Raw genomic sequence first — 18,611 nt, forward strand, 5'->3', positions numbered from 1 at the left:
AGTTATATGAACGAATATGAGAAAGCTGTAGCGGAAGAAGTTCAAAAATGGATGAGAAAAGTCAACAAGCGTTCAAGTCTTTTGAACAGGATCTCAAAAAAAGCACAAACAAAAGTGAATGGGCTGATTCCGGAAAAGTTCCATGAAATCATGACAGAAAGTATAAAAAATATGGTAAAAGCAACACTTGTCGGATCTGACTTTCTTACTAAAAAAAATCAGGCATCAGAAATGAGTTTATTTGAGCGGGATGAACTGGTTAAAAGAAAATTGGATACTTACCGGAAAACCGCAGTCATAGAAGGGGCCGGGACTGGAGCGGGCGGGATATTGCTCGGATTGGCGGATTTCCCATTGCTCTTATCGATCGAAATGAAGTTTTTATTTGAGGCGGCTGCCATTTATGGATTTGATACAAAGGATTACAGAGAGAGACTGTTTATTCTTCATGTTTTCCTGCTTGCTTTTTCAAGTGATGATACCCGTAAAAAAACGTTCCACATCATAGAAAATTGGGAAGAGGAAAAGGACCGGCTTGCTTATATGGACTGGCGCGAATTTCAACAAGAGTACAGAGACTACATTGACTTAGTGAAAATGTTACAGCTGATCCCGGGTTTTGGTGCCATTGTTGGTGCATATGCCAATTATAACTTGCTCGATCATTTAGGCGAAACTGCCATGAATGCTTATCGGCTGCGGATTTTAAAAGAAAATTTCATATGAATCAATTACAATCGAAGGCGTTCCAGGGGGCGCCTTTTTTTCTTTTAAAAAATGAATTGAGAGAAATTCTCAATTAATTCATTGACTCTTTTAAAACAGGTGATATAATTAACATGAGCTTAAGTGATAATGATTATCATTCGCCTCAATACTACATAGAAAATGTTGGTGGGTGATCTGTGAAACTTAAATATTTATTGCCAATCCTATTGGTATTATGCATTCTATCTTTATTTCTGGGGGTAAGCAACATATCTCCTCTCGACCTGCTGGATCTTCAATCAGAGGAGACGCAGGTATTCCTTATCAGCCGCCTGCCGAGATTGCTTTCGATTATATTAGCGGGAGCGGGCATGAGCATTGCAGGCCTCATCATGCAGCAGTTGAGCCGTAATAAATTTGTTTCACCGACCACAGCAGGTACGCTCGATGCAACAAGACTGGGAATCCTCGTTTCCATGCTATTGTTTGCCAATGCGACGATGCTGGAAAAAATGGCGGTTTCGTTCGCCTTTGCCCTTGCGGGATCCCTGTTGTTCATGCAGATTCTTGACCGAATCAAATTCAAGGATGCAATCTTTATTCCGCTGGTCGGGCTCATGTTCGGCAATATTTTATCATCGGTCACAACGTTTTTCGCATATCGGGCTAATGCCATACAAAATATCTCTGCCTGGCTGCAAGGGGATTTCTCCATGATCATGAAAGGACGCTACGAGCTGCTGTATATCAGTATACCTGTCCTTTTACTGGCATACTTATATGCCAATCGGTTTACTCTGGCCGGAATGGGAGAGGATTTTTCGAAAAATCTGGGGCTGTCCTATAAGCGAATTGTCAATATCGGACTGATTTTAGTGGCCTTGATTACAACAACAGTTGTTTTGACAGTTGGAATGATCCCGTTTCTTGGTTTGATCATTCCGAATATCGTGTCAATTTTCAAAGGCGACCATCTGCAAAAAACATTGCCGCATACAGCTTTGCTCGGAGCGATTTTTCTCCTCATTTGTGACATTTTGGGACGCGTTCTCATTTATCCTTACGAGATATCCATCAGTTTGATGGTGGGAATTATCGGCAGCGGCATATTCTTATATTTGCTTTTCAGGAGGAAGGCCTATGCGTAATTCTGTTAAGATGGCCCTACTCTTCCTTGTCGCCTCGGGTCTTTGCCTGCTTTATTTATTCCATGATTTAAACGGAAGCTTTGATTATGCACTGCCCCGGCGGGCGATTAAAGTGCTTGCGATGGTTATTACAGGCGCCGCCATTGCCTATGCGACGGTTATTTTTCAAACAATTACACATAATCGTATATTGACCCCAAGCATTATGGGATTGGATTCTTTATATTTGCTCATTCAAACTTTTTTTATATTCTTTTTAGGTTCTGAGCATATAACCGTTGTGAATAAACAGGTGAATTTTCTCTTATCAGTTGGTGCGATGATCATTTTTGCATTGCTGCTATATCGGTTTTTATTTAAAAAAGGGCAGCAATCCATCTATTTCCTTCTTTTAATAGGAATTATCGTCGGTACTTTTTTTCAAAGCATCAGCACTTTTTTACAGGTGTTGATCGATCCGAATGAATTTTTAATTGTTCAGGACCGGATGTTTGCCAGTTTCAACAATGTAAACGGTGATCTTGTATGGCTGGCGCTTCTTTCCATCATATGCGTATTTGCTGTTGGCTGGCGGTCTGTCAGCAGCTTGGATGTTATGTCACTCGGCCGTGACACCGCCATAAATTTGGGAATTTCCTATGATAAAACAGCAAGACAGATGCTTGTGCTGACTGCAATTCTCATTTCAGTTTCAACGGCGCTCGTCGGCCCGATTACTTTTTTTGGATTGATTGTTGCCAATCTGGCTTATCAATTTTTCCATACCTATAAGCACCGCATTCTCATTAGCGGAGCCATCCTTTTGAGCATTATCGCCCTTGTAGGAGGACAATGGGCCGTGGAGCGGATCTTCACTTTTTCCACGACGTTGAGCGTGATCATTAATTTCGTCGGTGGCGCTTATTTTCTTTACTTATTGCTGAAGGAGAGTCGATCATCATGATTGAAGTCTTGAGGTTATCCAAATTTTACGGAAAAAATAAAGTGGTCGAAGATGTATCTGTTAACATTCACAGCGGTCAAATTACGTCTTTTATTGGTCCAAATGGCGCGGGAAAATCAACCTTGCTTTCAATGGTCAGCAGACTGCTTGATGCAGATACAGGCGATGTCCTGCTGGACCAGACCAATATGAAAAAAATGAGATCCAATGATCTTTCAAAAAGGGTTTCGATTTTAAAGCAGTCCAACTTTGTGAATGTTAAACTGACGATCAGGGAGCTCGTTTCTTTCGGGAGGTATCCATATTCAAAAGGCCGGCTGACTAAAGATGATCAACTGATGGTTGATCAGGCGATTGAATATATGGAACTCACGGATATTCAGGACTCCTATCTTGATGAATTGTCAGGCGGCCAGCGCCAGCGGGCTTTCATTGCCATGGTCATTGCCCAGGATACAGATTATATTCTGCTTGATGAGCCGCTTAACAACCTTGATATGAAACATTCAGTCCAAATCATGAAAATTTTGCGCAGGCTTGTAGATGACCTGGGCAAAACCGTCGTCATTGTACTGCATGATATCAACTTTGCCTCTGTTTATTCGGATAGGATCGTTGCGATGAAAAACGGGAGAGTGGTTAAAGACGGCCCGACGGAAGAAATTATTCAATCTGAAGCGTTGAAAGAAATATATGACATGGATATACCGATTAAAAACTTAAACAATTGCAGGATTTGTGTGTATTTTAATTCGTAGATCAGTAGATCAAAGGAGATTCATTAAAAATGAAAAAGTGGACATCATTGATCATGCTATTGATAGCTGTAGTTGTTTTTGCGGCTTGCGGATCGAAAGAAGAAGGCCAATCCAGCAGCGGAAATGACTCAGATAAGGAAAAACAAGCTGAAAAAATGACAATCAAACATGAATACGGGGAAGCAGCCATCAAGAAAAACCCGAAAAAAGTCGTTGTCTTTGATTTTGGTGTACTTGATACTCTTGATGAATTAGGCGTTGAAGTAACGGGTGTACCGCAGATGGGAATCCCTGCTTATCTTGAAAAATATGCCGGCAATGACTATACGAATGTAGGAAGCTTGAAGGAACCTGATTTTGAAGCCATCCATAAGTTGAATCCGGATGTCATCTTTATTTCCTCCCGCCAGGCTGAATTATATGATCAATTTGCCGAAATTGCCCCTACCGTATATATGGGGATTGACTTTAACAATTATACAGAGTCTTTTAAAGACAATATGAATACGCTCGGCAAAATTTTTGATAAGGAAGAACAAGTCAAAACAGAGCTTGAAGATATCGACAGCCAAATTGCTGCTGTGAAAGAAAAAACAGAATCTCTTGATAAAAAAGCGTTGGTCGTATTGGCAAATGAAGGAAAAGTAAGTGCCTATGGCCCCAAATCAAGATTCGGCATAATCCATGATGTATTCGGTTTTAAAGCAGCCGATGAAAACATCGAGGTTTCAACACATGGCCAAGGTATTTCTTTTGAATATATTTTAGAAACAAACCCGGATATTTTATTTGTGATTGACAGGAATGCAGCGATTGAAGAAAATGCTGCCCCTGCAAAAGATTCAATTGAAAATGACTTGGTGAAGAAGACAACCGCTTATAAAGATGGAAAAATCATTTACCTTGATGCAGATTACTGGTACCTTTCCGGCGGAGGTCTGCAGTCTATGAAGGCAATGATCAAGAGTGTAGAACAAGCTTACTGATAAAGGGGGCCGCTGCAATGGATGCAGCGGCTTTTACACGTATTGAAGAAGGAAAAGTACGGCAGGTTATGCCGAGAACCGCTCTCTCCATAAAGAATAATTTTCACTTTCTGTTACATGATATAAGAAAAATGTCAGGGAGTGATTTAAAGTGGACTTGAACCGCATTAAGCAAATTTTATCGTCATCAGCCGATATTGAAGTGAAATACAATGGTGTATCTGTATGGATTGATAAAATTAATGAAGATGGAAAAACAGCAACCGTCCATTTACGGGGGCCGAACAAATTTGAAGAAAGGTCCCATGCTGAAATATCCCAATTGCTGGAGGAGTAGCCTCTTAATTTCAGGAAGTAAAAGGAACGCTGCGGCGGCAGCGTTTCATTCAAGCGCCGGATTTGTTTTCGGCGCACTTTTTTCTTTTTCAGGCTTGATCGCCATAAATGCCAGAATTGCCGAAACGGCACTCAAGCCTGCCAATAGGAAGATCATGCTTTTATTTCCTTGGTTCATCATAATGGCAATCACCGGCGGCCCTGCTGCCACTCCCGCAAATCTCATCGAACTGAATATCGAAGTGATTGTGCCTCGCATCTCTTTTTCAATACTTTGGGTCAAAATGGCGTCAAGGCAGGGAAGTGCCGCTCCAATTCCTATTCCGCACAGCGCAAAAACGGTGATTAAAAAAATGAATTTCTTAGATAATAAAGCAGTTATGATCATGCCTCCCATTAACACGATTCCGAAAAAAGTGATCCATTTCATTTTTGGCAGGCTGTCTTTAATCCATTTGCCGGAAGTAAAAGATGCAATACAAAGGGAAGCCAGGGGGATTGCAAGCAAAAGGCCCTTTTGGATACCGTCAAATCCGTAGTCGTCTTCCAAAATGGAAGATAAGTAAAAAAGCATGCCGAACAGCACGAACATAAGAATGGCACCAATGACAAACACCGCAGTAAGCCATCGCCAGTGTTCAGAAAAAATCTTTTTTATATTTATCAGGAACCTTCCAAATGAGAGTTCATGCTGATCATCTTTTGGTTTTTTTACCAGGAACATGATTAGCAGGAGAGAAATAAGCGAAAATACAGGTATGGACAAAAAAGGCAGGAACCAAAGTATTCCGGCAAGGAAAGAGCCCAGAATGGGGCTTAGTACTTTTCCAAAAGTGTTGGATGTTTCCACGACGCCGAGGGTGGCACTTACGTCCTTATCCCTTTTGAACATGTCTCCAATAAGCGGAAGCACGATAGGGAAGGCTCCGGCTGCTCCCACACCCTGCAAAATTCTTCCTGACAGAATGATGAAATAAGGTGAATCCATTTTCCATGCTGCCCAACCTGCAATAAGCCCTCCGATTCCCGCAATAATCAAAGACGGGATGATGACGATTTTTCTCCCGAACTTATCAGATAAAAAACCGGCTATTGGAATCAGGAAAATGGCCACTATTGAATAGACAGTTATGATAAGACTGGATTGCAGTTTTGTGATATCAAGCTTTCTTTCCATTAAAGGCAATACCGGAATCAGCATGGAGTTGCCCAATGTCATAATGAGCGGAATAGAAGCAACGGATACGATGGACCACTTTTTTTCCGCAAGTTCACTATCTGAATGGCCAAATTCCAACTTATCAAATGTTGTCATGCATTTTCCTTTCAAAGTGAAGTATAAGCAGTAGTAATATGCCCAGATTCCCGCTTTTTTATCACAACAGACATTTTTCAGATGGAAATGCCGGAAATTCCCATTATAACTTTTCGGAAATATCAACCTCGGTATATTGCATATCAACGTTTTTGGGGATTTGCACTTCAAGAATAAGGTCTTTCACCAAGGCTGTGGCACCCTTCCTTTTGACGAGGCATGGCAGGGTGATCGTATGTCTGTCTCCCATTTCAAAAAAATTTTCAATGATGGCCTGGTTGGATGTATGGAAAAATTTCATCCGTTTTTGCTGTTCCTCGCTTTGAAGCTTTATCCGTATGAATACATAATCAAACGTTTCGAAAACGTCCGCATCCGGCTTGGTTTGCCGGCCTTGATCAGCGTTTGGGGCATTAAAGGGGTTTGCAGTCTCTGTTTCAGCCGAGTTGTCCCATTGGGAGGGGATATATTTTTTGATCATATCATTTACATAAGATTGGATGTCCGCCGGCTTCATCTGTTCTGTCATCTTTTTTAAATCCTCATTAAAAGGAAATTTCCCCCAAGGAAACACTCAACCACCCCCCTTGAATAAATCATAATAGTATATGCGCAACGTCGAAAACGCGCAACAACCAAGGCCTTGCCGGCAGAATAAGAGGGAAGAGGCAATTATATTTGAATTTTTCTTGAAGAGTAGTAAGATGGTATATGGAAAATTTGACATAAATGTGTACAGGCTGTGATTTTTATAAGTTGAAAGCTGATTTTGAACCGATATTATGCATAATTTGATTGAATTTGTCTAAAAAATGACATTTGCCTTTTACTAAATTGGCCGCAGTGATAAAATGGAATTGCACTTGAGGTTTGATTAGGTTGACCCGTATTATTTTGGCCGGATTTATAAATACACAGCATCCGGTTTAAAAATAAATTAAGAGCTTCATGATGGAGGTTTTTAACAAATGAGCAGACAAGCGTCTTATCAAGAATCGCCTTGGGCACAGTTTTCCGGGCCGAATCTTGGCTATGTAATGGAGTTGTATGAACAATACCTCAAAGATCCTGACAGTGTCGATCCTGAAATGAAAGAGGCATTCGATCAATGGGGTGCGCCGGCTACGGCCAAGCAGGTTGAAACGACTGAAGGGCAGGCAGACGTCTCCTTCCAAATGCCTGCGACGCACAACCGGCTGAGCAAGCTTGTTGCCGCTGTCAAATATGCGGATAATATTCGTACATATGGCCATCTGATAGCGGATATCAATCCGATTCGCCGCAAAGACAAGAATACAAGAAGGCTTGAGCTTTCTGAATATAATTTGACGGAAGAGGATTTAAAACAGATTCCGGCTTCATTTATTTCTCCTAATGCTCCATCTAATTTGAAGGACGGACTTGATGCGATCAATCATTTAAAAGAAGTATATACAAAAAAACTTGCATTTGAATATAATCATGTCCATGAATTGGACGAAAGGAACTGGCTGCAGCAAAATATTGAAGAAGGCGGATATTTTGCGGAACTGAGCAAAGAAAGAAAAATCAACTTATTGACGCGTCTGGCTGAGGTGGAGGGCTTTGAAAAGTTCATACACCGTACATTCGTCGGGCAGAAACGTTTTTCAGTCGAAGGCCTGGAGACACTTATTCCTTTGATGGATGAAGTCATCAGTCTTGCTGTAGAAACCGGCACCAGGACTGTCAATATCGGAATGGCGCACCGCGGCCGCCTAAATGTTTTGGCCCATGTGCTCCAAAAACCGTATAAATTGATTTTCTCCGAATTTCAGCAGGCACCCAATAAGGAACTCATTCCGTCGGAAGGTTCAATCGGCATCACGTACGGCTGGACGGGAGACGTGAAGTATCACCTCGGTGCCGACAGGAAGTTGAAGAGGGGGACGACTGCAACAACAAGAATCACCCTTGCCAATAACCCGAGCCATCTTGAAGTCGTCAATCCCGTTGTGGACGGTTTTACCCGGGCTGCCCAGGAAGACCGCAATGTACAGGGCTATCCAAGGCAGGACATGGATAACTGCCTTGCGATCGTCGTTCATGGTGATGCAGCTTTCCCCGGAGAGGGGATTGTACAGGAAACGTTGAATATGGGACGTTTAAAGGGATACAATACCGGCGGTTCCATACACATCATTGCCAATAACATGATTGGATTTACAACCGAAAGCAGTGACTCACGTTCGACATTGTATGCTTCCGACGTCGCGAAAGGCTTTGAAATCCCGATTGTGCATGTTAATGCCGATGATCCGGAAGCTGTCCTGGCTGCAGCTGCTTTGGCTCACGAATATCGGCAGTCTTTCCATAAGGATTTCATTATCGATTTGGTCGGATACCGCCGTTACGGACATAATGAGATGGATGAGCCGATGGTGACAAATCCGCTTATGTATAACACCATTAAAAATCATTCTACTTCCAAGGAAATTTATGCGGAAAAACTAATCCAAGAGGGGCTTCTGACAAAAGAAGAAGTTGAAAACATTGATAAGGATATACAATCAATCTTGCAAAAGGCATATGACAACCTTCCAAAGGCGGACAGCAATCCTGATATTGTCATGAATCCTCCTGAAAATGTAGTCAAAAAGCTTCCGAAAATCGATACCTCAGTTAATATCGATGATTTGGAAACGATCAACCGGGAATTGATCACATGGCCGGAAGATTTCAATGTTTTCCCGAGGCTTGAACGGATTTTGCAAAGAAGAGCAAATGTAATTAAAGAAAATGGGAAAATAGACTGGGCACACGCCGAGGCTCTTGCGTTCGCATCAATACTGAAAGACGGTACTCCGTTAAGAATGTCGGGGCAAGATTCGCAGCGCGGTACCTTTGCACAAAGGAATCTTGTGCTCCATGATGTAAAAACAGGGGAAGAATACATTCCGATGCATCATTTATCCGGTGTCAATTCCTCATTTGCCCTATATAACAGCCCGCTGACTGAAGCCGGAGTAGTAGGATTTGAATACGGCTATAACGTCTTTGCCCCGGAAACTCTGGTTATTTGGGAGGCGCAATTCGGTGACTTTGCCAACATGGCCCAAGTATATTTTGACCAATTCATTTCTTCCGGCAGGGCAAAATGGGGGCAAAAATCAGGGCTGGTCCTTCTTTTGCCGCACGGTTATGAAGGCCAAGGACCGGAGCACTCAAGCGGACGGGTAGAAAGATTCCTGCAAAGTGCCGCAGAGAATAACTGGATTGTTGCCAACTTGTCAAATGCGGCCCAGTATTTCCATATCTTAAGAAGACAGGCAGCGATATTGAACAAAGATGAGGTTAAACCGCTTGTCATCATGACTCCGAAGAGCCTGCTCCGTCACCCGCTTGCCTCTGTGGAAGTGGAAGAATTAACGAAAGGATCGTTCAAGTCCGTCATGGAACAGCCGGGCTTGGGAGAAAACCACGAAGCGGTCGAACGGATTGCACTTTGCAGCGGAAAAATAGCTATTGACTTGGAAGAGCAGCTAAAAGATGAAAAGGACGTGGATTGGCTGCATATTTTAAGGGTCGAGGAACTCTACCCATTCCCGAAAAATGAAATTGCAGATATTTTATCAAGGTACCCAAATCTGAAGGAGATTGTCTGGGTGCAGGAGGAGCCGAAAAATATGGGCGGCTGGCTTCACGTTATTTCTTATATAAGGGAGATTAGGCCGGAAGGCGTCGATATAAGATATGAAGGACGCCGGAGACGTTCAAGTCCATCGGAAGGCGACCCATCTGCCCACAGAGAAGCTCAAAGCCGTATCGTACAATCAGTGTTTACAAAATCAGAATGATTTTGAATACATCCGTTAAACTTAGAGGAGGATAAAAAGTGGCCGAAATTAAAGTACCTGAACTTGCAGAATCTATCATGGAAGGGACCATCGCACAATGGTTAAAAAAACCGGGCGATTACGTTGAAAAAGGAGAATATATTGTCGAGCTTGAAACCGATAAAGTAAACGTGGAAATCATTTCGGAGGAAGCCGGAGTAGTTAAAGAGATTAAGGCAGAGGAAGGCGAAACAGTCAATGTCGGCGATGTGATTGCAATTGTCGATGAGAGTGCTTCGGCTAATGCTGCTGCGGCGCCGGAAGCAGCCCCCAAACAAGAACAGGCTGCAGCTCCTGAGCAACCAGAAGCAGAGCAGGCCCCAGCCCCGGCACAGCAAGAAGAAAAGCACGAGGCAGATTCGAAGGAGCGCCCGATCGCTTCTCCGGCTGCACGTAAATTAGCCCGGGAAAAAGGCATCGATTTAACAGAAGTCCCGACTGTCGATCCGCTTGGAAGGGTACGGAAACAGGATGTAGAAGTTTATTCAAATCAGCCTAAGCAGCCTGCTGCAGCTCCCCAGGCAAAATCTGCTGCAGCCGTCCAGGATGTGCCGGGAAAACCGGTTGAACGCGTAAAGCTTTCACGCCGCCGCCAAACAATAGCAAAGAGGCTTGTTGAAGTCCAGCAAACGGCAGCCATGTTGACTACATTCAATGAAATCGATATGACAGCAGTCATGGAACTGCGTAAACGCAAGAAAGACAAGTTCTATGAAGAGCATGATGTAAAACTTGGATTCATGTCATTTTTCACAAAAGCCGTTGTAGCGGCATTGAAAAAATATCCTGCAGTCAATGCGGAGCTGCAGGAAGACGAGCTTGTCTATAAGAAATATTATGATATTGGAGTAGCTGTTTCGACGGATGAAGGGCTTGTCGTGCCGGTCATTCGCGATTGTGACCGCAAAAACTTCGCTGAAATTGAGGATGACATCCTGAAAGTAGCGAAAAAAGCGCGTGACAATAAATTGGCGCTCAGCGATTTGCAAGGCGGAACATTTACGATCACAAATGGTGGTGTGTTTGGTTCCTTGCTGTCTACGCCAATTTTGAACGGAAATCAAGTCGGTATATTAGGAATGCATACGATTCAGACACGGCCTGTTGCCATTGACGCGGAAAAGATGGAGAACCGTCCGATGATGTATGTGGCTCTATCATACGACCACCGTGTCATTGATGGAAAAGAAGCGGTCGGATTCCTGGTCACAGTTAAAAAGCTGCTGGAAAATCCGGAAGACCTTCTTCTTGAAGGATAGTTAGAAAAGCGCAAGCGCCTTGCCCATCGACGTACAGACTGGAGTGCCTCCGACGAGATAAAGGAAACACGGCGAGGAACGAGCCGATGTTGACTTATCGTAGGAGGAGGTGCGAAGTCTGCTAGTCGATAGGCGCTGGAGCTGGACATAAAGCAATTGATTTAAATAGAAAACTTAGTTCCTTCCTTTTCAAAAAGACCACTGTTCATCAGGTGGTCTTTTTGTGTGCAATTAAAATATCAAAGGCTGGGGGTGAATAACCTTATAGGGAGAGGATACAAAAAGGGGTGAAGGAAAACTTGATGTTGACACTGCAAGAGCTTAAATTTGAGCACGAGTTCTGGCTGCAAGTGCTTGGTGATCATTCAAGGTTTATACTGGAGTCTTTAAGTCCTTCAGAAAAAAGGGATGTTGACCAAGCAAAGGGCTTTAAAAGAATATTTGATGAACTGCTGAATGAAGCCCGGAAAATGAACGATATAAAAGGTATGTTGACTTTCCCGACTTTAACAGTTAAATTGAATAAAACAGGCTGAGAACATTGATNGACCTCCCGCGCGGAAGAACATGTGAGCCATTTAAAAGTTTTTAAACTTTCGATACTGGAAAGGCATCTTGTCAAAAAGATTAAAATTCATTTGTCTCCAACGTTTATCAACCACATGATCAATGAATTGGAGGAGTATGAAAGGATTATCGGTTATTTTAAAAAAGAGGAGTCGCCGCCTGTTGTCCACGAGCTCCATCACCATTTGCTCTGGCTGCAGGATGCTTATGGACATGCGGGGGCCATTAACGATAATATGGATGCTGTTGAAAAGAGGCTGAAGGAAAAGAGTCAAATATTTACGGAGCATTTTGAGGATTTTTATTTAAAAGCTGTTGAGTTTGCCGGTTATTTGCGGACAAAAATGTATGAATTTCCGGCATTGGCACGGTTGAACAACGATGCGAAGCTTGAGATCGAAGCATTTCAAATGTTTTTAAATGAATTGCTTGAGCTTGATATATCTGCCGAAGCGCTCGGGACCTTTCCTGCCCTGATGGCGGATCATATGTACAGGGAGGAATGCTATTACCTATATAAACTGGCTGAATCTACAAAGGAAACCGCACCTCCTTGTAATCCCGCCAAACCGCGGATTGAAAAGTAAAATTGATTTATGGTACAGATATGTTAACAAGAAAAGCGCAAGCGCTCGTTTTGCGACGTACAAACTGGAGTGCCTCCGACGAGATAAAGGAAACACGGCGAAGAATGAGCCGATGTTGACTTATCGTAGGAAAGCCGCTACTTGAGATGACTTCGTGTGATGCTTCCTCGAGTTGGCGTCGTGCAGCTTTGCTATGATGTTCGCCAAACATCCTCGAATAAGCTACGCCGCAGGAGCACATCAGGCGCGAAGTTTGCTAGTCGCTGAGCGCTGTAGCTAGACAAAGATAAGTTATCCACAGACATGAAATTTTTATAATTTCCTGGACGATTAAAAAAGCGTGCCATCCAGGCACGCGAGTTTTATTTATATGCTAAAAGTTTTCAACTTTACGGATTCAGGCNACGATTAAAAAAGCGTGCCATCCAGGCACGCGAGTTTTATTTATATGCTAAAAGTTTTCAACTTTACGGATTCAGGCCCCGTTTTCTGATTTCCATTTTCAATAGACGTATCCAATCGGCACCATGATCATTCTTTTTCGCGTCTCGGTAGGCTGCAACTAACTGTTCATTGGTCATAATCTTCAAGTGCAAAAACCTCCTCGTGAAATTGAATAATTCTTTGTTTTCATTTTTTATTTTACCTGTTTTCGGATAAATTTGAAAGCGTTTTGTTGAAATTAATCTAACAAAAAGCGACAATTTTCGACCGGTTTTTAACATGAAAAACGGAGTCCTCTAAAAGGGGACTCCGTATTAGGTTTTATTTCATCGAGATCCATACGCTCTTAACTTCAGTATAGTTATTCAGGGCGTATGAACCCATTTCTCTTCCAAGGCCTGACTGCTTAAACCCGCCAAACGGAGAAGCTGCATCAAAGGCATTATAGCAGTTGACCCAAACAGTTCCGGCGCGAAGACGGTTTGCCACATAGTGTGCATTTGCCACATCACGCGTCCACAGGCCCGCTGCCAATCCATATTCGGTGTTATTTGCACGTTCAATCAACTCATCAAGATCCTCGAACGGCATGGCGGAAATAACTGGACCAAAGATTTCTTCCTTGGCGATTGTCATGTCGTCCCTGACATCCGCAAAGATAGTCGGCTCTACGAAATAACCCTGGTCATGAGGTTTCTGTCCGCCTGTAAGCAGTTCAGCCCCTTCACTGAGCCCCTTTTCGATGTAGTTCAATACTCGGTTTTGCTGTTCAGCCGAAACGAGCGGCCCCATTTCAGTATCCTGGTTCAACCCGGCACCCTGTTTTATGTTTTTCGCATGGGAGGCCATATCGGCTACCACATTGTCAAAGTTTTTCTTTTGGATGAACACACGTGAACCGGCGGAGCATACCTGTCCTTGGTTGAACATGACACCGTTCAGCGCTCCTGGAATGGCTTTGGTCAAGTCCGCGTCAGGAAGGATGATGTTTGGAGACTTTCCACCAAGCTCCAAAGTGACGCGCTTAACGGTTTTTGCGCATTGCTCCATGATTTTCTTTCCAACTTCTGTCGAGCCTGTAAATGCGATTTTGTTCACATCCGGATGGTTCACAAGTGCAGATCCTGCAGGCTCACCAAAGCCTGGTACAATATTAACGACCCCTGGCGGGAATCCTGCTTCTTCAATGAGTTCAGCTAAGTATAATGCGGAAAGCGGCGTTTGTTCCGCAGGTTTCAATACGACGGTACATCCGGTGGCGAGCGCTGCCCCAAGCTTCCACATCGCCATCAATAACGGGAAGTTCCATGGAATGATTTGGCCTACTACACCTACAGCCTCGTGGCGCGTATAGTTAAAGAATGGCCCTGATACAGGAATCGTCTGTCCTGTAATCTTTGTCGTCCAACCTGCATAATAGCGCATATGCTCAATAACAAGAGGAAGGTCTGCATTCATTGTTTCACGGATGGGCTTTCCGTTGTCAAGGGTCTCCAGCTGCGCAAGCTCTTCCTTATTCTCTTCTATTAAATCCGCAAGCTTGTACATTAGCCGCCCTCTGGCAGCTGCGCTCATTTTGGACCATTTACCTTCGTCGAATGCTTTTCGTGCAGCTTTTACTGCGCGATCTATATCTTCCGCGCCCGCTTCATATAAAGTGGCCAGTGTTTCTCCCGTGGCAGGGTTGGGGGTGTCAAAAGTTTTTCCATCCGCACTTTCAACAAACTCTCCATTGATATAAAGATTTTTTGTCCCCTGTAAAAACTTTTCCACCTTCTCTTTTACATCCATTGTTACTTGGCTCATTGAACTCCTCCTTAAAATATTTTCCAAGGAAACTGGCTGAAGAAGTTAGGTAACCGCTTCCAAATACAAGTCTACTATGAATATATTAAATTTACAAATAAAACCCTTGGAAAACTTGTCTGCATAAATTGACAAGTTTCGAAAAGGAATAAAAATATTTTTATTAATTATCATTTTTTTCTTACTATTTTCGTTTGGACATTTTATAATGAACATATCAGATCAAAATTGAAGGAGAGGTTTTAATGTTTGATGAAAGAGCCGCGTTAAAATTGAGGCTGGAGCAAATGCAGGATGCGGAAGAGAGGCTGGCCAGGGTGTTTCAAAAGGAAAGGGCGTTTATATTCAATCGGCTGCGTGAACTTGATAGGGAGGAAGGTTCGGATACAGCCGCTTCGGACGAAGAGTTTCATTTACTGGAATCCGTCAACAAATATTTGGAAGCACCTGATGAGAATTTTGAACAGAACCGCCCGGAAATGACGAAGTCAAGAAGGGCAAGGCCATCCAGAAGGAGCAAAACCACCAAAATGCGGGATACGGCTATCAGGATTTTAAAAGAACAGAACGCACCGATCAGAGGAATAGATCTAAAACGGATTATCGAAGAGCAGACGGGGTTTCAAATCGCCAATATGACAACCTTTATGAATACCATTACGAAAGCGGATCCGAAAATCATTAAAATCGGACGCGGCTTATATACGTATGATCAGGAGCCCCAAAGCACGAAAACAATCTTCCTTGGTACAGATGATATGAATGACGCTCTGAGCAGTGAACAATAAGCATGCTGAAACAGCACGCTTTTTTTCTTTGCGGTTGATTTGATAAAATGATATAGAAATTTGAATTGCGAAGAAGAAAGGATTGTTCACGTTGAATCTAGCAGAACTGCCCGGTGATATTCAAAACATGATAGACAAGAGAAAGCGGGCATTCTCTTTTTACCAAGAGGAATTGATCGGCGAACATGGATTTCTGGCGGAGGATGAGACACTTTTGCTGGATGCTGTCATTGCTTTGTCACTCGGAAAAAATATTTTATTGAAAGGCCCCACAGGCTCCGGTAAAACAAAACTTGCGGAATCATTGTCAAAATTATTCGGCCAGCCGATGCAAAGTGTCAATTGTTCCGTTGATACAGATACGGAAGCACTTCTCGGCTTCAAAACGATTACCCAAAACGAAGGGGCAAGCAAGATTGAATTTATTCCGGGTCCTGTCATAAATGCAATGGAGAAAGGCCATCTTTTATATATTGATGAAATTAATATGGCAAAGCCTGAAACATTGCCCATTTTAAACAGCATATTGGATTATCGAAGAATGTTGGCGAATCCTTTGACGGCAGAAGTCATACACGCGAAAGAGACATTCGGCGTTATTGCGGCGGTCAATGAAGGTTATGTCGGGACGGTTCCATTGAATGAAGCTTTGAAAAACAGATTTATCATCATCGATATCCCTTATGTCCAGGGAGAAGTATTAAGAAATGTCATCAAACAGGAGAGCAAATTGGACAATGAGAAAATGATCGATCAATTTGTTCGGTTATCGGCCGATTTGCTTGTCCAGGTCAAGAGCGGAATCATACCCGAGGAAGCGGCGTCAGTCAGAGCGCTGATTGACACTTGTGATCTTGCGGTCTATATGGAGCCGCTCAGGGCGGTTCGCAGAGGAATTTCCGATAAACTGGAGGAAGAGCGGGAGAAGGCAGCTGTGTTGAATATTGCCTCGACGCTGTTTAAATAGAGGTGGCAGGTATGTATCGCTTCATTGATTTCAATGATGAAAAAGCCGACACGTTTCTTTTGCTGGAACTTTCGGATCTGGCTAAAACCCTGGCAAAATCTGCACTTTATGAAACGGAGTTTCGTGTGCACTCCTATTTAAGCACAAGGGACCGAAAAGTGTTTGTCAGCCATTTCTGGAATCATCGGCCGGAAGGGATAAAGAAATCGGGCATGAAGAGTGACGTGTATTTGCGTGCATTTGGGAACAGGAGCTTTACCGATTTTCAGGCTGTTGATGCATTCAGGGATATTATGGTTACTTTTCCAGTTCCTCGTTTTGCAGGACAGCTTCTTATGCTTGCTGAAGATTTAAGGGTTGAGGAGCTATGTAAAAAGGAAAGGCCTGGAATGGGGAATGAATTTGGTGTCAGGCGGAAAATGTACACAGAATACTTCAATTCCCAATTAATTGTCAATTTAGAGAAAAATTTTTTTGCGGATGCATTGTTCAACTTGGTTTATCTGTTTTTGAACTCCGGCAGCCCGGTGCTGACAACCCCATCCTTTAATCAGGAAATTGACGAGAGCATTCCTTTTATCCGCAGCGAAATTGAAGATTTGTATGATGCCAATTCTACCAAGGATGCTGCGGATATTTGCCTAAGGGTCATGGAAAGGGCAGCCCCGGTTTTAAAATCGGACATGATCAATGAATATTTTCATTTGCCGGGACGTGAGCAAAATTTTTCGGACGACCCGTCGTTTTTAGATCTTTTAAGAAAAGATCCTCTGCAAAACGATGATATGGCAGAAGAAAAAGCAGGCGGAGATGAACATGTGCAAGAAGAGGAAATGAAGACATGGCACAGGGAAACGGACAGGCCGGGAAAGAGCTTTATGCAATTCGAATTGGATCAGGGGACAAAGACCGATATTGCCGGCGGCAGTGAAAGAGAGGGGGAAGAAGGGGATCAGGCGCTTGCGGTTGTGCAGGGCCGGAGCAAGCAAACGGACAAAAAGGATTATAGCAGGCTGGAATTAACCAGTCCGGATGAGTCCGAAGCCCTCGAAGGAAAAAGTAAATATGGAAGAGCCAATAAGAACGCGCGCCCAGTATTTCTAAAAGCCCGAAAACCGGATAAAGAGGCAATGGCTGTGTATGGAAAACTAGAAAAAGATGTTAGGTTTTACCATAAAAAACTAAAAAACATCATTGAACGCATAATGGAAAAGAAAGAGACAGATCCCCGGACACATTTGCAAATGGGACGCCTTGGAAAAAACCTTTTATCTTTCTTCACGGACGAACATCCCAAACTCTTTTACAAAAAATCATATCCGGGGAAAGAAATCGATGCCTCGTTTATTCTGCTCGTAGATTGCTCGGCGTCTATGATTGATAAAATGGAAGAGACGAAGCGGGGGGTCATTCTGTTTCATGAAACGTTGAAGTCTGTAGCCGTACCTCATGAGGTCATCGGTTTTTGGGAGAATGCAAACGAGGCGGCTGCGGATGATCAGCCTAATTATTTTTTTCAGGCTATTCCGTTTTCAAAGTCTTTGCAACAACTATCTGGCCCGGAAATTATGGAACTGGATGCCATGGAGGATAATAGAGACGGGTATGCCATCAGAATTGCGGCCGAAAGACTGCTTGACAGAACGGAAAAGCAAAAGTTCCTTATCGTTTTTTCCGACGGGGAGCCAGCGGCATATGATTATGATAATGGAATTGTGGATACCCACGAAGCGGTCATGGAAGTCCGTAAAAAAGGGATAGAAGTTTTTAATATTTTCCTATCCAATTCCGGTCTGGAATTTGAGCAGAGAAGGGTTTTTGAAAATATATACGGCAATCGCAGCATCATTGCTCCTTATGTGGATGAGCTGCCGGATGTACTGTTTCCTTTGCTGAAAAAATTATTGCGCCAGTCGATCAATTTATAAGCCCGCCTGAAGAGGCGGGCTATCGTACGTTAGGATCGTATAGACGACTTCTTTCGAGAGCTTTGATAACCGAAAAAGGGAGGGACTCCGACGGACAAGGAGTCCCAGTGTCGCCGGTGCCAGAGGACGTGGCGACTTAGGCGGCCAGCGTTTTGTTGCCCCTAGGGAGCCGCCTTTCGCTTTTCTAGCAGAGTAAGAAAGCATTCCTGTATTTAAG

The 18,611-nt window shown here is 43.3% G+C and carries 17 protein-coding genes and 1 pseudogene; 14 read left to right on the top strand and 4 right to left on the bottom strand.

Annotation, left to right across the window (positions count from 1 at the left end):
- Nucleotides 1-6 precede the first annotated feature (6 nt).
- The 7 genes from D4N35_RS08450 to D4N35_RS08475 all read left to right on the top strand — a co-directional run bounded on the left by D4N35_RS08450 (nucleotide 7) and on the right by D4N35_RS08475 (nucleotide 4,880).
- Nucleotides 7-726: an EcsC family protein gene (locus tag D4N35_RS08450; RefSeq protein ID WP_120072443.1), complete on the top strand. Its 720-nt coding sequence runs from the start codon at nucleotides 7-9 to the stop codon at nucleotides 724-726.
- A 179-nt stretch (nucleotides 727-905) separates the two neighbouring features.
- Nucleotides 906-1,856 carry an ABC transporter permease gene (locus tag D4N35_RS08455; protein WP_120072445.1) on the top strand — a complete coding sequence of 317 codons (951 nt, stop codon included), beginning with the start codon at nucleotides 906-908 and terminating at the stop codon, nucleotides 1,854-1,856.
- Nucleotides 1,849-2,799, top strand: a complete 951-nt coding sequence (locus D4N35_RS08460; RefSeq protein ID WP_120072447.1) for an iron chelate uptake ABC transporter family permease subunit — start codon at nucleotides 1,849-1,851, stop codon at nucleotides 2,797-2,799. The genes D4N35_RS08455 and D4N35_RS08460 overlap by 8 nt, the downstream gene beginning before the upstream one ends.
- The gene (locus D4N35_RS08465) at nucleotides 2,796-3,557 is read left to right on the top strand and encodes an iron ABC transporter ATP-binding protein (protein WP_120072449.1); all 762 of its coding nucleotides are present in this window, start codon (nucleotides 2,796-2,798) and stop codon (nucleotides 3,555-3,557) included. Before D4N35_RS08460 ends, D4N35_RS08465 begins: the two co-directional genes overlap by 4 nt.
- Before the next feature lie 29 nt (nucleotides 3,558-3,586).
- Nucleotides 3,587-4,543: a siderophore ABC transporter substrate-binding protein gene (locus D4N35_RS08470; protein WP_120072451.1), complete on the top strand. Its 957-nt coding sequence runs from the start codon at nucleotides 3,587-3,589 to the stop codon at nucleotides 4,541-4,543.
- Between the two features lie 17 nt (nucleotides 4,544-4,560).
- Nucleotides 4,561-4,704, top strand: coding sequence for a hypothetical protein (locus tag D4N35_RS18080; RefSeq protein WP_164876319.1), 144 nt, complete (start codon nucleotides 4,561-4,563; stop codon nucleotides 4,702-4,704).
- The gene (locus D4N35_RS08475) at nucleotides 4,695-4,880 is read left to right on the top strand and encodes an H-type small acid-soluble spore protein (protein WP_120072454.1); all 186 of its coding nucleotides are present in this window, start codon (nucleotides 4,695-4,697) and stop codon (nucleotides 4,878-4,880) included. The genes D4N35_RS18080 and D4N35_RS08475 overlap by 10 nt, the downstream gene beginning before the upstream one ends.
- Nucleotides 4,881-4,925: 45 nt before the next feature.
- On the opposite strand, the gene D4N35_RS08480 is transcribed toward D4N35_RS08475, so the two are convergent.
- The gene (locus D4N35_RS08480) at nucleotides 4,926-6,194 is read right to left on the bottom strand and encodes an MFS transporter (protein ID WP_120072469.1); all 1,269 of its coding nucleotides are present in this window, start codon (nucleotides 6,192-6,194) and stop codon (nucleotides 4,926-4,928) included.
- Nucleotides 6,195-6,297: 103 nt separating this feature from the next.
- The gene (locus D4N35_RS08485) at nucleotides 6,298-6,768 is read right to left on the bottom strand and encodes an Hsp20/alpha crystallin family protein (protein ID WP_120072456.1); all 471 of its coding nucleotides are present in this window, start codon (nucleotides 6,766-6,768) and stop codon (nucleotides 6,298-6,300) included.
- Between the two features lie 394 nt (nucleotides 6,769-7,162).
- Here D4N35_RS08485 and D4N35_RS08490 point away from each other — a divergent pair, with 394 nt between their 5' ends.
- The 4 genes and pseudogenes from D4N35_RS08490 (at nucleotide 7,163) to D4N35_RS18680 (ending at nucleotide 12,461) form a co-directional block, all read left to right on the top strand.
- On the top strand, nucleotides 7,163-10,009 hold the full coding sequence (locus tag D4N35_RS08490) for a 2-oxoglutarate dehydrogenase E1 component (RefSeq protein WP_120072458.1): 2,847 nt from the start codon (nucleotides 7,163-7,165) through the stop codon (nucleotides 10,007-10,009).
- A gap of 38 nt (nucleotides 10,010-10,047) precedes the next feature.
- Nucleotides 10,048-11,307 (top strand): 2-oxoglutarate dehydrogenase complex dihydrolipoyllysine-residue succinyltransferase, encoded by a 1,260-nt coding sequence (gene odhB, locus D4N35_RS08495; protein WP_120072460.1) that lies wholly within the window; start codon nucleotides 10,048-10,050, stop codon nucleotides 11,305-11,307.
- 302 nt (nucleotides 11,308-11,609) lie between these two features.
- Nucleotides 11,610-11,993, top strand: a pseudogene (locus D4N35_RS18675) (DUF2935 domain-containing protein); the annotation flags it as partial.
- Complete coding sequence (locus D4N35_RS18680; protein WP_438944415.1) at nucleotides 11,970-12,461, top strand: DUF2935 domain-containing protein; 492 nt, start codon at nucleotides 11,970-11,972, stop codon at nucleotides 12,459-12,461. The pseudogene D4N35_RS18675 and the gene D4N35_RS18680, both read left to right, overlap by 24 nt.
- 467 nt (nucleotides 12,462-12,928) lie before the next feature.
- Here D4N35_RS18680 and sda read toward each other — a convergent pair whose 3' ends face one another.
- A complete protein-coding gene (gene sda / locus D4N35_RS08505) occupies nucleotides 12,929-13,042 on the bottom strand; it encodes a sporulation histidine kinase inhibitor Sda (RefSeq protein WP_328591073.1) in 114 nt (37 codons plus the stop codon).
- Nucleotides 13,043-13,226: 184 nt separating this feature from the next.
- Nucleotides 13,227-14,711: an aldehyde dehydrogenase family protein gene (locus D4N35_RS08510; RefSeq protein WP_120072462.1), complete on the bottom strand. Its 1,485-nt coding sequence runs from the start codon at nucleotides 14,709-14,711 to the stop codon at nucleotides 13,227-13,229.
- A 245-nt stretch (nucleotides 14,712-14,956) separates the two neighbouring features.
- On the opposite strand from D4N35_RS08510, the gene D4N35_RS08515 reads away from it, so the two are divergent.
- From D4N35_RS08515 to D4N35_RS08525, 3 genes are all read left to right on the top strand, one after another.
- A complete protein-coding gene (locus D4N35_RS08515; RefSeq protein WP_120072464.1) occupies nucleotides 14,957-15,499 on the top strand; it encodes a Rok-like winged helix domain-containing protein in 543 nt (180 codons plus the stop codon).
- Nucleotides 15,500-15,626: 127 nt separating this feature from the next.
- On the top strand, nucleotides 15,627-16,466 hold the full coding sequence (locus tag D4N35_RS08520) for an ATP-binding protein (protein WP_120072473.1): 840 nt from the start codon (nucleotides 15,627-15,629) through the stop codon (nucleotides 16,464-16,466).
- 11 nt (nucleotides 16,467-16,477) lie between these two features.
- The gene (locus D4N35_RS08525; protein ID WP_120072467.1) at nucleotides 16,478-18,394 is read left to right on the top strand and encodes a vWA domain-containing protein; all 1,917 of its coding nucleotides are present in this window, start codon (nucleotides 16,478-16,480) and stop codon (nucleotides 18,392-18,394) included.
- Nucleotides 18,395-18,611: the final 217 nt, after the last annotated feature.

Source organism: Siminovitchia fortis, from assembly GCF_003605365.2.
GTDB lineage: Bacteria > Bacillota > Bacilli > Bacillales > Bacillaceae_C > Siminovitchia > Siminovitchia fortis.

Excerpts from the sequence above, each read along its gene's own strand:
- D4N35_RS08450 (WP_120072443.1), top strand. The coding sequence starts at position 7 with ATGAACGAATATGAGAAAGCTGTAGCGGAAGAAGTTCAAAAATGGATG.
- D4N35_RS08515 (WP_120072464.1), top strand. The coding sequence starts at position 14,957 with ATGTTTGATGAAAGAGCCGCGTTAAAATTGAGGCTGGAGCAAATGCAG.
- D4N35_RS08480 (WP_120072469.1), bottom strand. The coding sequence starts at position 6,194 with ATGACAACATTTGATAAGTTGGAATTTGGCCATTCAGATAGTGAACTT.
- D4N35_RS08465 (WP_120072449.1), top strand. The coding sequence starts at position 2,796 with ATGATTGAAGTCTTGAGGTTATCCAAATTTTACGGAAAAAATAAAGTG.
- sda (WP_328591073.1), bottom strand. The coding sequence starts at position 13,042 with ATGACCAATGAACAGTTAGTTGCAGCCTACCGAGACGCGAAAAAGAAT.
- D4N35_RS18680 (WP_438944415.1), top strand. The coding sequence starts at position 11,970 with ATGATCAATGAATTGGAGGAGTATGAAAGGATTATCGGTTATTTTAAA.
- D4N35_RS08470 (WP_120072451.1), top strand. The coding sequence starts at position 3,587 with ATGAAAAAGTGGACATCATTGATCATGCTATTGATAGCTGTAGTTGTT.
- D4N35_RS08525 (WP_120072467.1), top strand. The coding sequence starts at position 16,478 with ATGTATCGCTTCATTGATTTCAATGATGAAAAAGCCGACACGTTTCTT.
- D4N35_RS08510 (WP_120072462.1), bottom strand. The coding sequence starts at position 14,711 with ATGAGCCAAGTAACAATGGATGTAAAAGAGAAGGTGGAAAAGTTTTTA.
- D4N35_RS08490 (WP_120072458.1), top strand. The coding sequence starts at position 7,163 with ATGAGCAGACAAGCGTCTTATCAAGAATCGCCTTGGGCACAGTTTTCC.
- D4N35_RS08520 (WP_120072473.1), top strand. The coding sequence starts at position 15,627 with ATGATAGACAAGAGAAAGCGGGCATTCTCTTTTTACCAAGAGGAATTG.
- D4N35_RS18080 (WP_164876319.1), top strand. The coding sequence starts at position 4,561 with ATGGATGCAGCGGCTTTTACACGTATTGAAGAAGGAAAAGTACGGCAG.
- D4N35_RS08460 (WP_120072447.1), top strand. The coding sequence starts at position 1,849 with ATGCGTAATTCTGTTAAGATGGCCCTACTCTTCCTTGTCGCCTCGGGT.